Origin of the sequence: Streptomyces sp. NBC_01264, from assembly GCF_026340675.1 — a bacterium.
Lineage (GTDB): Bacteria > Actinomycetota > Actinomycetes > Streptomycetales > Streptomycetaceae > Streptomyces.
In genome coordinates this window covers 4,245,933-4,260,161 of record NZ_JAPEOX010000001.1, presented here as the reverse complement: position 1 = coordinate 4,260,161, position 14,229 = coordinate 4,245,933, and the positions used below count along the sequence as shown (strand labels likewise).

Annotated in this window: 13 protein-coding genes; 9 read left to right on the top strand and 4 right to left on the bottom strand. The window is 74.3% G+C overall.

Annotated elements, in window-relative coordinates; translation table 11 throughout:
- Positions 1–32: 32 nt before the first annotated feature.
- From OG435_RS19555 to OG435_RS19540, 4 genes are all read right to left on the bottom strand, one after another.
- Positions 33–1,160 (bottom strand): chaplin, encoded by a 1,128-nt coding sequence (locus tag OG435_RS19555; protein WP_266878285.1) that lies wholly within the window; start codon positions 1,158–1,160, stop codon positions 33–35.
- A 121-nt stretch (positions 1,161–1,281) separates the two neighbouring features.
- On the bottom strand, positions 1,282–1,515 hold the full coding sequence (locus tag OG435_RS19550) for a chaplin (protein WP_323187850.1): 234 nt from the start codon (positions 1,513–1,515) through the stop codon (positions 1,282–1,284).
- Positions 1,516–1,744: 229 nt separating this feature from the next.
- Positions 1,745–2,155 (bottom strand): rodlin, encoded by a 411-nt coding sequence (locus OG435_RS19545; protein ID WP_266878284.1) that lies wholly within the window; start codon positions 2,153–2,155, stop codon positions 1,745–1,747.
- 117 nt (positions 2,156–2,272) lie between these two features.
- Positions 2,273–2,470, bottom strand: a complete 198-nt coding sequence (locus tag OG435_RS19540; protein WP_266881908.1) for a chaplin — start codon at positions 2,468–2,470, stop codon at positions 2,273–2,275.
- Positions 2,471–2,701: 231 nt separating this feature from the next.
- On the opposite strand from OG435_RS19540, the gene OG435_RS19535 reads away from it, so the two are divergent.
- From OG435_RS19535 to OG435_RS19495, 9 genes are all read left to right on the top strand, one after another.
- The gene (locus tag OG435_RS19535; RefSeq protein ID WP_266878282.1) at positions 2,702–3,823 is read left to right on the top strand and encodes a DUF3344 domain-containing protein; all 1,122 of its coding nucleotides are present in this window, start codon (positions 2,702–2,704) and stop codon (positions 3,821–3,823) included.
- A gap of 19 nt (positions 3,824–3,842) precedes the next feature.
- Positions 3,843–5,036: a glycosyltransferase gene (locus tag OG435_RS19530; RefSeq protein WP_266878280.1), complete on the top strand. Its 1,194-nt coding sequence runs from the start codon at positions 3,843–3,845 to the stop codon at positions 5,034–5,036.
- Entirely contained in the window at positions 5,033–6,607 is a 1,575-nt protein-coding gene (locus OG435_RS19525; RefSeq protein WP_430625656.1) for a sugar transferase, read from the top strand. The genes OG435_RS19530 and OG435_RS19525 overlap by 4 nt, the downstream gene beginning before the upstream one ends.
- Positions 6,608–6,610: 3 nt before the next feature.
- Complete coding sequence (locus OG435_RS19520) at positions 6,611–8,086, top strand: O-antigen ligase family protein (RefSeq protein WP_266878279.1); 1,476 nt, start codon at positions 6,611–6,613, stop codon at positions 8,084–8,086.
- 347 nt (positions 8,087–8,433) lie between these two features.
- Positions 8,434–10,155 carry a murein biosynthesis integral membrane protein MurJ gene (murJ, locus tag OG435_RS19515; RefSeq protein WP_430625765.1) on the top strand — a complete coding sequence of 574 codons (1,722 nt, stop codon included), beginning with the start codon at positions 8,434–8,436 and terminating at the stop codon, positions 10,153–10,155.
- Positions 10,145–10,921 (top strand): polysaccharide deacetylase family protein, encoded by a 777-nt coding sequence (locus tag OG435_RS19510; RefSeq protein WP_266878277.1) that lies wholly within the window; start codon positions 10,145–10,147, stop codon positions 10,919–10,921. The genes murJ and OG435_RS19510 overlap by 11 nt, the downstream gene beginning before the upstream one ends.
- Positions 10,918–12,294 (top strand): glycosyltransferase, encoded by a 1,377-nt coding sequence (locus tag OG435_RS19505; RefSeq protein ID WP_266878275.1) that lies wholly within the window; start codon positions 10,918–10,920, stop codon positions 12,292–12,294. Before OG435_RS19510 ends, OG435_RS19505 begins: the two co-directional genes overlap by 4 nt.
- A 69-nt stretch (positions 12,295–12,363) precedes the next feature.
- On the top strand, positions 12,364–13,077 hold the full coding sequence (locus tag OG435_RS19500; protein ID WP_266878274.1) for a lipopolysaccharide biosynthesis protein: 714 nt from the start codon (positions 12,364–12,366) through the stop codon (positions 13,075–13,077).
- Positions 13,074–14,216, top strand: a complete 1,143-nt coding sequence (locus OG435_RS19495; RefSeq protein WP_266878273.1) for a GNAT family N-acetyltransferase — start codon at positions 13,074–13,076, stop codon at positions 14,214–14,216. Before OG435_RS19500 ends, OG435_RS19495 begins: the two co-directional genes overlap by 4 nt.
- The last annotated feature ends 13 nt before the right edge of the window (positions 14,217–14,229 follow it).

Sequence of the window (14,229 nt, the reverse complement as noted above, 5' to 3'; positions counted from 1 at the left end):
GCCGATATTTCTTCTGATTACCGGTATTGCCGTCAGGCGGCGTTGCGGGACCTGCGGTACAGAAGGGCGCCGCCCAGGATCAGGGCCGTGGCCAGGGCCGCCGCGGCGCTGGGCTCTCCGGCACCGGTCGCGGCGAGCTCCTGGTGCGTGGGTGCCGAGGGGGGCGCCACGACGGGAACGGCTTCGGGACCGGGCGCGGGCGCCGGAACCGGGGCGGGTGCCGGGGCGGGCAGCGGTGCCGGCGGGAGCGGGACCGGCAGGTCACCGGCGGGGGCCGCCGGCGGCTGGTCGGCCGGGGGCACTACCGGCGCGGGGTGCTCCACGACCTGGCTGCCGTGCGGGGGCATCGGCGCGGGAGCCTCCTCCGCGACGGGAGCCGGAGCGGGCAGCGTGTGCGGAGCCTCCTCCACTACGGGCGCGGGGGCCGGCGCCGGAAGCGGCTGCGGGGCCTCCTCGACCGGGGCCGGTGCCGGTACGGGCTCGGGCTGCGGCGCGGGTGCCTGCTCTACGGGAGCAGGTGCGGGCGCGGGCGCCGGGTGCTCCGCCTCGGGCACGGGCAGCGGCCGCGGCGCGGGCGGCGCGTGGTGCGGGGCCGGCGGCGGGGGCTGCTCGGCGTGCGGCTGCGGCTCGTGCTGCGGCCGGGGCTCGGGCCGTTCCGGGGCGGGGTGGTCGTCGCACTCCTCCTCTCCGGAGTCCCCGTAGCCGCCCTGCGGGCCCGGCCCGTGGTCCTCGTGGCCGCCCCGCTGCTCGGGTCCGCGCTCTCCGTAGCCGCCCTGCTCGTGCCGGTCCTCGCGCTCCTCGTGCCGGTCGTCGCCCTGGTCGTTCTGGTTGACGTAGTGCCGTACCTGCTCGGCCTGCTGCGGGCTCAGGTAGCGCTCGTAGTCGTACCCGGCGTCGGAGCCGGTCGTGGTGGCGCAGTTGTTGCCCATGGCGGGGTTGAGGCCCGCTCCGGCGTCCACGGTGTTGCCGCACACGTTCGGCGTGAAGGTGATCGGTACCGAGACGCTGTTGCCGGCCAGCACGCCCGGTGACTGGGAGGCCTCGGCCATCGCCCCGGGTTGTGCGTAGGCCGCGCCGGTCGCGATCGACAGCAGACTGGACGCGGCGGCCGCGGTGAGCACCCCCTTGCCCAGTACCTGTCGGCTCAGTACCTGTCGCATGGGTCCTTCCCTGTCTACCGGCGCTGCGGCCGGTGCTGAATCGAAGGTGGCCTCGGAGTGCACCGCCGTGCACTCCGAGGCCACCCCGAGGAGGTCTGCCCTTGCGGGCGCAGGCGCTTCGTCAGGCGTTGACGCAGGTGTTGCCGAACGAGGGGTTCAGCAGGGCGATCACGTTGACGGTGTTGCCGCAGACGTTGAGCGGGGCGTGCACCGGGACCTGGATCACGTTGCCGGAGAGGACGCCCGGGGAGCCGACGGCCGTGCCGTCCGCATCCGAGTCGGCCATGGCGGGGGAGGCGGCACCGGCGGCCATCAGAACGCCGGCGGCCAGCACCACTGCCTTCTTGTACGTCATTTGTTTTCGTTTCCTTCCCGCAGGGGTCTATCCGCTGCAAAAATAACAACGAGTGGGCCGGGGAAAAGAAACCGGGGATTTTCGCGCGACTCCAGCTTATTCACTCAGATGCGGGTGCGTCCTGAATTGTGGCCGGATTTCTGGCCGCTTCGGAGTCCTTATTCTGGTCCCGACATGCGGCGGGGCCGCCGCGACCCGAAGGTGCGACGGCCCCACTGGCGCGGTGCTGTCAGCTGCCGGCGGAGCCGTTGCCGGACAGGACCGGGATGTTGCTGAGGATGTGCGAGAGAGCCTCGTCGCCCTTGGCCTGGGTGGAGTTCTCGGTGCACTGCTGGTTCTGCGGGCTGGACAGGACGGGGATGTCCTGGACGCCGACGTTGACCAGAGCCAGCACGGACTGGACGTTGGCCTTGGCGGGCAGGGCGAGGCAGGGCTTGTTGAACGAGCCCTGGATGAGCGCCATCTGCGGGCTCATGTTGCCGTAGGTGGCCTGGTTGCCGTAGATCTGCGAGGCCCCGTTGCCGTTCACGGTGTTGATGCCGTGGTCGTTGCCGATGGCCATGGCCTGCGGGGCCATGGCGGCACCCAGGCCGACGAACGAGGCGGCAACCGCTGCGCCGGCCGCAAACTTCTTGATCATGATGGTCCCTTTTTTGCAGGATTGCGCGGTACTCAAGCACCCGGATCAACGGCGCAACCGCGGTTCGGGTTGCGTCTCTTCACTCGGATGCCGAAGTTTCGGGCGGCACGGTTGACGTCAGGCGTTGACGCAGGTGTTGCCGAACGAGGGGCTCAGCAGGGCGATCACGTTCACGGTGTTGCCGCAGACGTTCACGGGGACGTGGACCGGGACCTGGAGCAGGTTGCCGCTCAGGACGCCGGGGGACTCACCGGTGAAGCCGTTCGCCGTCGCGCCGTCGCCGCCGTGCGCGGAGGCGAGGCCCGCGGCGCCCATCGGCAGCGCGGTGCTCGCGACCGCCAGGGTGGTGCCGCGTACCAGCCTCTTCTTCGTCTCGGCTTTTCCTTTCGGTTCGAACAATGGTGCAGCCCATAACGACCCGCCCGTCTCCAGGGTGCGTGTTATCGCCCAAAAGGCCGTATGAGCGAGTCCGGCGTGATTTCCCTCCGGACTTCTGACAAAGTTCACTCCTGTTTTGTCCCCTTGATCGAAAATGGAGACAGGGTCATGGGTTCCTCCCGCAGAATCCTCGGCACGCTCGGTCTGCTGTCCTGCCTCGCACTTTCGGTGAACGTCCCCGCATCCGGGGCCGCCGCCGCCCCGCCGGGCGCCCGGGGGCCGCTGGTCAAGGAGGCGCCCCGGGTTCCCTTCACCCAGCGTTACCAGGCCGTGCAGCACGGGGGCCTGGTCCGGGCCTCGAACTCCTCCATCGGCTGCCGCAAGGAGGAGTCCGCGCAGGCCGAGCCGTGTGCCGAGGTCAACAAGGGCGCTGCCGGGACCAACGGCGACTACGAGATGTTCTACGACGAGGTCGACAAGGACCCGGACACCTACAACTCCACCCGGGCCGAGCTCAAGGTCCCGGCGGGCGCGAAGGTCTCGTACGCCCGGCTGTACTGGGGCGGGAACCTGCGGGTCGGCGAGCAGAAGCCGCCGGAGGACAACGGCCGGGTGCTCGTCGCCGAGCCGGGCGGCTCGTACAAGGAAGTGCTGGCCGACACGGCCGTCGGGCACCGCAGCGACGCGGCCGGCGATGCCTACCAGGCCTCCGCCGACGTGACCCCGCTGGTCCGCAAGGGCGGCGCCGGGATGTGGACGGTGGCCCAGCTGAACATCGCCATGGGGCACTCGGACATGGGCGCCTGGGGCGGCTGGACGCTGGTGGTGGCCTACGAGCACCCGCAGGAGCCGGTGCGCAGGGTCTCGATCTGGGACGGCTTCGAAGGGCTGGCCGCGGGGGCCGGCGAGGCGGCGGGCGAGACGGTGGAGCTCACCGGCCTGGACGCGGCGCCCGGGGCTCAGGGGCGGGCCGGGGTGGTCGCGTACGACGGGGACCGCGGAACGCTCGGGGACTCACTCACGGTGACCGCCGACAGTGGGCGCCGGATCAGTCTCAGCGACGGAGAAAATCCTTTTAATGATGTTATGAATTCCACAATCACGGAATTCGGCGATCACTCGTTCGTGCGACAGCCCGAACATATGAATAACCTCGGATATGACGCGGACGTGTTCGATCTGAGCCCCGCCCTGTCCGGTGGTGCCCGCAGCCTGACCTTCGGGTTCACGGGTGAAAACCAGGGTCATTTCCTCGGTGTGCTCTTCGTTCAGACAGACGCGCGCCGCTGAACGTAGGAGACCACTCCACGTGCCTTCCTCTCCCTCTCCATCCCCCTCCCGGCCTCCGGCCGTCCTCCACCTCGTCCAGCCGGTCGAGGGCGGGGTCGCCCGCGTTGTCGTGGACCTCGTACGCGCCCAGTCCGCGGCCGGCCTGCGGACCTACGTCGGCTGCCCGCGCGGCGGACAACTTGCCGACGCCGCCCGCGAGGCCGGGGCCGAGGTGCTCACCTGGCGTGCCGGGCGGGCTCCCGGCCCCGGCCTGGCCGCCGAAGTCCTCGGCGCGCGCCGCCTCATCGGGCGGGTCCGGCCCGACCTCCTGCACGCCCACAGCGCCAAGGCGGGGCTCGCCGGGCGGCTCGCCGTGCGCGGGGCCGTCCCGACCGTCTTCCAGCCGCACGCCTGGTCCTTCGACGCCGTGGGCGGGGCCACCGCCGCGCTCGCGCTGCGCTGGGAGCGCTTCGGGGCCCGTTGGGCCGACCGGGTGCTCTGCGTCAGCGAAGCCGAACGCCGCACCGGCGAGTCCGAGGGGATCACCGCCCGCTGGTCGGTGATCCGCAACGGCGTCGACCTCGGCCACTTCCGCCCCGGCGGCCCGGACCCCGTCCAGGACAAGGCCCGGGCGCGGGCCGAACTCCCGCTGCCCGCCGCCTTCCAGGGCGACGGGCCGCTCGCCGTCTGCGTCGGCCGGCTCTGCCAGCAGAAGGGCCAGGACGTCCTGCTGCGTGCCTGGCCGGAGCTGCTCGGAGCCGTTCCCGGGGCCCGGCTCGTGCTCGTCGGGGACGGCCCCGACATGGAACGGCTGCGCCGCGGCGCCCCGCCCTCGGTCCACTTCGCGGGGTCCGCCTTCGACATCCGGCCGTGGCTTCGGGCCGCCGATCTCGTTGTACTTCCGTCGCGGTGGGAAGGCATGGCGCTCGCCCCGCTCGAAGCCATGGCCTGTGGCCGCCCGGTCCTGGTCTCCGACGTCAGCGGTGCCCGCGAGAGCCTCCCGCCCGGCCAGGGGCGGCTGTGCCTGGTGGAACCGGAGGACCCGACGGCGCTGGCCAAGGCCCTGGGCGGGCTGCTCGCCGAGCCGCGGCTGCTCGCCGCACTCGGGGAGCAGGCCGAGCGGCACGCGCGGATGGAATTCGACGTGCGGCGCACCACGGACGCGGTCACCGGTCTGTATCACGAACTGCTGGGCAGGCCCCGGCCCTTGAACCAGGAGCGCATCAGCCGATGACGATGGACAGCGCACCCGCCCGGCACACCGGGCAGGGCGGTACGGGGCCCGCCGGCGGCATCACCGGCACCACCAGCACTACCACCGGCGGAGCCGGCACGACCAGCACGGCGTCCGGCACGGCCACCGGTACCGCCGCCGTGCGCCGTTCCGTGACCGCCATCCACCCCCCGCGCGGCCCCAAGGCCGACCGCGCCCGGGCCACCGTACGGCCGAGCAGGGCGCGCCGCCGGGACGGGATCGCCCCGCTGCTGGCCGCCGACGCGTTCGCCGCCACGGCGACGGTGGCGGCGCTGCCCGGAACGGAGCTGCCCCTCGGGGCGGCCGCCCCCCTCGCCCTGGCCCTGGTCGCCCTGCACGCGCAGGCCGGGCTGTACCGGCCGCGGCTCGCCCCCTCCGCGCTCCTCGAACTGCCCGCGCTCGCCGGGCGGTCCGCCGCGCTGTGGTGCGGGGCCGCCGCCGTGCTGGCCGCCACCGCCCCGGGCGAGGCCCTGGGCTGGAGCGCGCTGCTCGGCGCCGTCTGCGTCCAGGTCGTACTGGCCTGCGCGGGACGCGGCCTCGTCAACCAGCTCCGCCGCCGCACCCGCGCCCGCCGCCCCGCCTCCGCCCTGGTCGTCGGACCCGGCGCCGGAGCGAGCGCGGTCGCCGCCGCCCTGCACGGGCGCCCCGAGTACGGGCTGCGCCCCGTGGGGCTCGCGGACACCGGGCCCGCCGAGGAGGGGACCGCGGGAGTGCCCGTACTCGCCACCCACGAGGACATCCGGCGGGCCGTCATCCAGAACTCCGTCCGGCACGCCGTCTTCACCCGCCCGCCCGAGGCCGACGAACGCACCGCCTCCCTGGTGCGCCTCTTCCACGACCACGGGTGCCGGCTCTGGCTCGCCGACCCGGCGGGCACCGCCAAGGTCACCGGGATGCGCGTCGCGCAGCCCGCCGACCAGCTGTGGGGGTACGCCGTCCAGCCGCTGCTGCCGCGTCCGGCCCGGCCCGTCGAGCGGTACGCGAAGCGGGTCATCGACTCCTCGCTCGCCGCGATCACGCTGCTCTTCGCCGCCCCGGTGATGGGGGCCTGCGCGCTGGCCGTACGGGTCTCCGACGGGCCCGGGGTGATCTTCCGTCAGGAGCGGGTCGGCCTGTACGGACGCCCCTTCACCCTGCTGAAGTTCCGCACCCTGCGCGCCGACGCGCACGAGTCCGCCACCCGCTGGACGGTGGCCGGCGACTGCCGGATGAGCCCGGTCGGCTCCTTCCTGCGCAAGTCCTCGCTGGACGAGCTGCCGCAGCTGTGGAACGTGGTCCGGGGTGACATGAGCCTGGTCGGTCCCCGTCCCGAACGGCCTTTCTTCGTGGCCAAGTTCAGCAGTGTGCACCCCGGGTACGAGGCACGGCACCGGATGCCGGTCGGCATCACCGGGCTCGCCCAGATCAACGGGCTGCGCGGTGACACCTCCATCGAGGACCGGGCCCGCTTCGACAACCACTACATCGACACCTGGTCGCTGTGGCAGGACCTGTGGATCCTGGCCCGCACCGCGGCCTCCTTCTTCCGCTTCCGGCTGGGGGGCAGCTAAAGCATGAGCCTTGCCGCACCGACGTCACCGACGTCGTGGTCCTGCCCGCACCCCGCCGAACTACTGCGTCGGCACTGGCCGCTGCTGCCGCTCGCCGCGACCGTACTGGCCCTCCTGATCCCCGTCCCGGCGGGTGACGCGAGCGCCTCGGGGAAGGTCGGTCCGGCCGACGCCGCCTCACTGCTGCTCGTGTTCGTCTGCGGGATCCAGGCCCTGCGGGGCCGGGTCCGGCCGCTGAGCCCGCTGGGGGTGCTCGTCCTCGGCCTCCCGGCCCTCGGGCTCGCCGTCGCGACGGTGACCGCGGGGGACCCGTACGCGGCCCTGCCCGGGTTCGTGCGCTACCTCCAGGTGTTCGTACTGGTCCCGGCGGCGATCGTGCTGCTGGTGCGGGACGCCTCGGAGTTCCGGCTGGCCGCGGGGTGCTTCGTGGTGCTGGCGCTGGTCCAGGGGGCGGTGGGCGTGGTGCAGTTCGCCACCCGTACCGGGGCCTCGTACCAGGGCGAGGACATCCGCGCCGTCGGCACCTTCGGACCCGGGGACGTCATGGGCATGGCCACCGTCGTGGCCTACGGCCTGGTCGTCGCGACGGCCGGCGCCCTCGCACCGGGGCTGCCCGCCCGGGTCCGGCGGGCCTCGGGCGCGGCGGCGCTGGTCCTGGTGCTCCCGCTGGTGCTCTCCTTCAGCCGGGGCGCCTGGATCGCCACCTTCGCCGCGGCCGGGCTGGTGATGGCCCTGGCCGGGATCCGGCGGGCCCTGAAGGTGCTGCTCGCGCTGGCCGCCGCCGGGGTCGTGCTCGTCGGCGGGTTCGGGGTCGGCTCCGCGATGGTCGCGGAGCGGCTGACCTCGATCACGCAGGTCTCCGACGCCCCCGACCAGTCGGTGACCGACCGCTACACGATGTGGGAGGCGGCCGGGTCGATGTGGCGCGAGCGGCCCGCGGTGGGCGTCGGGCTGAAGGGCTTCCCGGCCAACCGGGACTCCCACTCCGGGCTGGCGCTGTCCTCGGGCAGCGACACCGCGGGCGCGGGCCAGGGGTACATCCGCCAGCCGCTGCTCTCCCCGCACAACATGTACCTGCTGGTGCTCAGCGAGCAGGGACTGATCGGGCTGATCGCCCTGGCGGGCGGCTGGCTGGCCCTCCTGGTGGCGGGCCTGCGGCGGTGCCTGGCGGGGCCGTCCGCAGTGCGGGACTGCGGACTGGTCGCGATCGGCCTGCTCGTCTGGCAGCTCACCGACTTCCTCTACGCGGACATCGGCGGCCCGTCGACCGTCCTGACAGGAGTGATCATCGGCCTGGCGGCCTGGTGGGCGCTGCCCTCCGGGGGAGGTGCGGGTGCGCTCGCCCCCTCCGGCCCGGCGGGACTGCGGATCCCGGCCGTTCGGGCCGCCTCCGGTGCACGCGGCCGTGGCGCCGCCTCCGGGCGCGGGCCGATCGCGGTCGGCGGGGCCCCGGCCCCTGAGGGTGCGGCCGGCCGGTGACGGATACGACGCCCTGGCGGCGGCCCGCAGCCGCGGCGACCGAGGTCGCCGCGGCTGCGGGCCGTCCGCCGCGCCCGCCGGTGCCCCCGGCCGCGCCGACCACGGGTCCGGCCGAGAACGCGAGCCGCGTGGCCGCCTCGGGCGGACCGCTGTCCGCCGGACGCGGCGCCGCGCACGTGGGCATCCCCGTCCCCGCCGGCGACGCCGCGGCGGGCCGGGTGGTGGCCACCGGCCGGCCGGGCCCGGGACGCGACCGGGACGCTGCCGCCGCCGGTACGGGGCCTGCCGGGTCCGGGGCCGTCGGGACCGCCTCGCCGGGCACCGCGAAGGGAGCGCGCAGGTCCGTACTGGGCGCCGCGACGGGCCGGGATCCGGGCGCCGAGCCGCGGCGGGGCGGCCTGCGCCGGACGCCGGGTGGCCCCGGGGTGACGGGCGACGAGCCCCGTACGGGGATCGGCGGGGCGCTCGCCAAGGCGGCCGCCGTGACCGCCGGGCTGACCGCCGCCGGGGCGGTGTTCGGGCTGGTCCGCGACCAGACCATCGCGCACCTCTTCGGAGCCGGGCACGACAGCGACGCCTTCCTCATCGCCTGGACCGTCCCCGAGATGGCCTCGACGCTGCTCATCGAGGACGCCATGGCCCTGCTGATGGTGCCCGCCTTCAGCCACGCCCTGGCCCGCCGGGCCGCCAGCAGGGCCGGGCTCACCCGGCAGGAGGCCCGCGCGCAGGATCCCGTACGGCTGCTCGTGGGGGCCACGCTGCCCCGGCTGCTGGTGCTCCTGGCCGCCGTGGCCTCCGTGCTCATCGTCGCCGCGCCGCTCGTCGTGGGCGTGCTCGCGCCGGGGCTGCCCGACCCCGGGCTCGCCGTCGAATGCACCCGGATGACCGCCCTGACCGTGCTGTCCTTCGGGATCGCCGGCTACTTCAGCGCCGCCCTCAGGGCGCACCGCTCCTTCGTGCCGCCCGCCGCCATCTACGTGTCGTACAACGTCGGCATCATCGGGACCATGGTCGCCCTGCACGCCCTGTGGGGGGTGCGCGCGGCCGCTGCCGGGGTCGCCGTCGGCGGGATGCTGATGGCCCTGGTCCAACTCCCCGCCTTCATCCGGAACGTCGGCTTCGGACCGCCCCGTGCCAAGGGTGCCCCCCGCTGCCAGCGCGACCGCGACCGGCCCACCCTGATCGCCTTCGGGGTGATCGCCCCGGTCATCTTCTTCGCCGTCTTCCGGCAGTCCCAGGTCCTCGTCGAGCGGTTCCTCGCCGCCTCGCTGCCGTCCGGCGCCATCTCACACCTCAACTACGCGCAAAAAGTCGCGCAGATGCCGATGGTGCTCTCCCTGATGATCTGCACCGTCACCTTCCCCGTCGTCGCCCAGGCCATGGCCGGCGGGGAACGGGACAAGGCCCGCAGGCGGGTCGAGCGGGACCTCGCGCTCGCCTCGCTCGCCGTCCTCATGGGCACCGCGCTCGTCATCGGGTACGCCCCCCAGATCATCCAGGTCCTCTTCGAACGCGGGGCGTTCACCCACGCCGACACCGAGGCCACCGCCTCCGTCATGCGGGTCTACGGCCTCGGCCTGCTCGGCCACTGCCTCGTCGGGGCGCTCTCGCGGCCCTTCTTCTCCACCGACCGGCCCACCTGGTTCCCGGCCCTCGCCATGGGCTCCGGACTCCTCGTCAACATCGTCGCCGGAGCCTTCGCCGTCGGCTGGTGGGGCACCTACGGGATCGCCGCCGCCAACGCCGCCGGCATCTCCACCACCGCCGTCCTGCTGCTCACCGGACTCGGCTCGCGGATCATCGCCATCCAGGTCCGCCGCGTCGCCATCAGCATCGGCCGGCTCTCCGTCGCGGCCCTCGCCGCCTGCGCCACCGGCTGGATCGCCGGACCGATGATCCCCGATCCGCTGGTCAGCGCCGCCCTCGGCTGCCTGCTGGTCCCGGCCATGTTCGGCGCCACCGGCATGGCCATACGGGCCCTGGAGGTCACCGCCCTGCCGGGCCAGCTCGCCCAGCTCACCGCTCACCTCACCTCCCAGCTCACCCAGAGGTTCCGCAATGTCCGCTGACACCGACACGGCGCGCCCCGCCGCCGCGGCCCCCGCCCGCCGCACCGGCTCGCCGTGGGTCCTGATGTACCACTCCGTCGCCGAGTTCACCGATCCCGCGGAGGACCCGTACGGCATCACCGTCACCCCACACGCGCTGGAGGCCCAGCTGCTGTGGCTGCGCTCCCGCGGGCTGCGCGGGGTGTCCGTCGGAGAGCTGCTGCGGGCCCGCGTCGCCGGGAGGGACGCCGGACTGGTCGGGCTGACCTTCGACGACGGGTACACCGACTTCCTGACCCGCGCGCTGCCGCTGCTGCGCCGCTACGACTGCACCGCCACCCTCTTCGTCCTGCCCGGGCGGCTCGGCGTGGACAACGTCTGGGACCCGCTGGGCCCCCGCAAGCCCCTGCTCACCGCCGAGGGCATCCGCGAAGTCGCCGCCGCCGGACAGGAGATCGGCTCGCACGGGCTGCTCCACCAGGACCTCACCGCGGCCCCCGACGACGTACTGCAGCAGGAACTGCGCGGCAGCCGCGAGCTGATCCGGGAGCTGACCGGGACGCTGCCCGCCGGATTCTGCTACCCGTACGGGCACCTCGACGCCCGGGTCGTCGCCGCGACCCGGGCCGCCGGCTACGGCTACGCCTGCGCCATCGACCCGGGCCGCCTCGCCGGACCCCACGCGATGCCCCGTACGCACATCAGCCAGGCCGACGGCGGACCGCGGCTGCGGATCAAGCAGGTGCGCCACCAGGTGCGGGAACTGCGCCGGGCGGTGCACCTGTGACCCCCGGGAAGGTGCTGCACGTCATCACCGGACTCGGTGTCGGCGGCGCCGAGCAGCAACTGCGGCTACTGCTGCGGCACATGCCGATGCACTGCGACGTCCTGACGCTGACCAACCCCGGCCCGGTCGCGGAGGGGCTGCGCGCCGACGGGGTCCGGGTCGTCCACCTCGGGATGCGCGGCAACCGCGACCTGGGGGCGATGCCCAAGCTGGTCAGGTTCATCCGGCGGGGCCGTTACGACCTGGTCCACACGCACCTGTACCGGGCCTGCGTGTACGGGCGCCTCGCGGCCCGGCTCGCGGGCGTACGGGTGAGCGTGGCGACCGAACACTCCCTCGGGGCGGGCGAGATCGAGGGCCGGCCGCTCTCGGGCGGGGTCCGCGCCCTGTACCTGGCGAGCGAGCGGCTGGGAGCCGCGACCGTGGCCGTGTCGGACACGGTCGCGGCCCGCCTGGAGGCCTGGGGAGTGCCGGCCGGACGGGTGCACGTAGTGCCGAACGGGATCGAAGCCGTGCGGTTCCGCTTCGACGAGGGCGTACGGCGGGCCACCCGGACCCGGACCGGGCTGCCCGAGCGGGCCTTCGTCGTCGGCGGCGTCGGCCGGCTGGTGCCGGGCAAGCGGTTCGACGTCCTGGTCCGGGCGGTGGCGGCGCTGCCCGGCGCGCACCTGCTGCTCGCCGGGGACGGGCCGGAGCGGGCGGCCCTGCGCCGGCTCGCCGCCGAGCTGGGGGCGCAGAGCCGGATCCACCTGCTGGGGGAGCGGGATCCGCTGGGCGATTCCGCCGACGGGCGGACCCCGGGGATCCCGGCGCTGCTCGCCGCGATGGACGTGTTCGTGTCCGCCTCGCGGGAGGAGGCCTTCGGGCTGGCGGTGATCGAGGCGCTGGCGGCGGGGCTGCCGGTGCTGCACGTCACCTGCCCGGCGATCGACGACCTGCCCGCGGCGCAGGCGCCCGGGGCGCGGCGGATCGGCACCGGCACGGAGGAACTCGTCGCCGCGCTGCGGGGGCACATGGAGGCCGGCGCGATGCGGCTGCCGCCGCCGGGGGTGGTGCGGCGGTACGACATCGGGCGGTCGGCGGCGCAGCTGCTCCACGTGTACGACCACGCGATGGCCGCCTCGGCGGCCGGGGCCCGGAGGGCGGTGGCGCTGCCCGGTCCCGGCCGGGGGCCCCGGGGTGCTGACCCGGCGGGTCCGGAGAGTGCGGTGCCGTTGCCGGGGACCCGTCCCCGGACCCCTGCTCCTCAAATGCCGGAGGGCCCGGATTTGCCGGAGGGCCCGGATTCGCCGGAAGGGCTGGATTCGGGCTCGGGCCGTCCGGAAGGTGCGGCGTCGCTGCCACGGGCCGCCCTGGGTGGAGAGGCCGGCTGATCCGTCATCCGTAGGGGTCCGCGGAGAAGGACCCGAACCGCACCACCCGTCAAGGAAAGAGGTACGCACATGGCGGACACCGCCGACCAGAAGAAGTCCACCCACCGGCGCCGGGTTCGGCTGCTGTCGCCGCCCGCGTGGTGGCCGCTGCCCGCCGCCGCGCTGCTGGGGCTCGCCGCGGGCGGGGCGTACGGGGTGCTCAAGGCGCCCGAGTACGCCGCCACCAGTTACGTCGTCGCGGTCCCCGACGACACCACCGAGCCGGCCACCGCCCTCGGCTTCGCCCAGGCCTACGCCCGCATCGCCACCAGCAGTTCGACCCTCGCGTACGCCCAGCCCCGCGCGGGCATCGGCGTGGCGCAGCTGCGGACCCAGGTCCGTGCCGAGACCTCCCCCGAGTCCCCGATGATCGCCATCACCGGGACCGCGAAGAGCGCCGGCGAGGCGGCCGACATCGCCAATGCCGTGGCCGACGCCCTGTCGCTGAGCAGCAACCAGGCCGCCAAGAACACCGGCGTGCAGCTGCTCCTCTTCAACCAGGCCGTCGCGCCCAGCGACCCCGCGACCGCGTCCCCCGCCCTGAGCGGGGCGGTCGGGCTGTGTGCGGGCGGGCTGCTGGGCGGGCTGTGGCTGCTGGCCCGGCCGACGGCCGCCCGGCGGCGCGGCGAGGGCTCCGTCGAGGAGGGGCTGACGGAGTCGCCCGTGGAGAGCGTCGAGGAGTACGCCTCGCTGCCCGCGCAGGGCGAGCCGGCCGCGGCCAAGGAGAAGGAGTCGGTGCGATGACCTCCGGCTCCGCCGGGGCCCTGTCGGTGACGCTGTGCCGCGATCCCCGGCAGTTCGCCGCGCTGGAGGAGCCGTGGAACCGGCTCGTCCGCGGCTGTCCCACCGCCACTCCCTTCCAGAGCCACGCCTGGCTGCACTCCTGGTGGCTGTCCTACGGCAAGGACGGCCGGCTCCGCATCGTCCTGGTGCGGCGCGGGGAGGAACTGGTCGGCGCGGCCGCGCTGATGCTCGTACACCGGCCGATGCCGCTGCTGGTGCCCCTCGGCGGGGGCATCACCGACTACTTCGACGTGCTCGTCGCCGCGCGGTACGCCGACCAGGTCGTCCCGGCCCTGGCCAACGGTCTGCACCGGGCCGCCCGGGGCGCGGTCGTCGACCTGCGCGAGGTGCGGCCGGGTGCCGCCGCCGAAGCCGTGTACGCGGCCTGGCCGGGGATCGCCAGCAAGCTCACCGATTCCACCTGCATGGAGCTGCCGGCCATGCCCTTCGACGAGCTGGTCAAGCGGATGCCGGCCTCCGGCGCCCAGCGGGTGCGGGCCAAGCTCCGCAAGACCGACGCGGCCGGGATCGAGGAGCACGAGGTCACCGAGCAGGAAGTGCCGCGAGCGGTACGGACCCTGCTGCGGCTGCACGAGAAGCAGTGGCGCGGCCGCGGGGTGACCCCCGAACACCTCAAGCCCCGCTTCGCCGAACACCTGACCCGGGCCACGCGGCGGATGGTGCGCGCCGGGGAGGGCCGGCTGGCCGAGTTCCGGCTCGACGGCAAGGTGGTGGCCGCCAACCTCACCCTGCTCTCGGGCGCGCTCAGCGGCGGCTACCTCTACGGCGCCGATCCCGATCTGCGGGACCGGAAGGTGGACGTGGCCACGCTGCTCCTGCGCTACGAGGCCACCCGCGCGCTCGCCGAGGGACGCCCGGTGGTGAGCTTCCTGCGGGGCAACGAGCCGTACAAGAACCACTGGCGGCCGCGGACGGTGGTCAACCAGCGCTTCCTGCTGGCCACGGCCGCGCTCGCGCCCCTGCTGCGACTGCACGAGTCGCAGGTGACGGGGCGCGAGCGGGCGGTGGACGTCCTGCGGGAGGCGTTGCCGGCCGCCAGGGACTGGCGGGCGCGGCTCAACGAACTGCGGGTCCGATGACCCGGTCGTTCCG

Coding starts and splice junctions, on each gene's coding strand:
- OG435_RS19510 (WP_266878277.1), top strand. CDS start 10,145: ATGTCCGCTGACACCGACACGGCGCGCCCCGCCGCCGCGGCCCCCGCC.
- OG435_RS19535 (WP_266878282.1), top strand. CDS start 2,702: ATGGGTTCCTCCCGCAGAATCCTCGGCACGCTCGGTCTGCTGTCCTGC.
- OG435_RS19540 (WP_266881908.1), bottom strand. CDS start 2,470: ATGGGCGCCGCGGGCCTCGCCTCCGCGCACGGCGGCGACGGCGCGACG.
- OG435_RS19495 (WP_266878273.1), top strand. CDS start 13,074: ATGACCTCCGGCTCCGCCGGGGCCCTGTCGGTGACGCTGTGCCGCGAT.
- OG435_RS19525 (WP_430625656.1), top strand. CDS start 5,033: ATGACGATGGACAGCGCACCCGCCCGGCACACCGGGCAGGGCGGTACG.
- OG435_RS19545 (WP_266878284.1), bottom strand. CDS start 2,155: ATGATCAAGAAGTTTGCGGCCGGCGCAGCGGTTGCCGCCTCGTTCGTC.
- OG435_RS19520 (WP_266878279.1), top strand. CDS start 6,611: ATGAGCCTTGCCGCACCGACGTCACCGACGTCGTGGTCCTGCCCGCAC.
- OG435_RS19555 (WP_266878285.1), bottom strand. CDS start 1,160: ATGCGACAGGTACTGAGCCGACAGGTACTGGGCAAGGGGGTGCTCACC.
- OG435_RS19500 (WP_266878274.1), top strand. CDS start 12,364: ATGGCGGACACCGCCGACCAGAAGAAGTCCACCCACCGGCGCCGGGTT.
- OG435_RS19550 (WP_323187850.1), bottom strand. CDS start 1,515: ATGACGTACAAGAAGGCAGTGGTGCTGGCCGCCGGCGTTCTGATGGCC.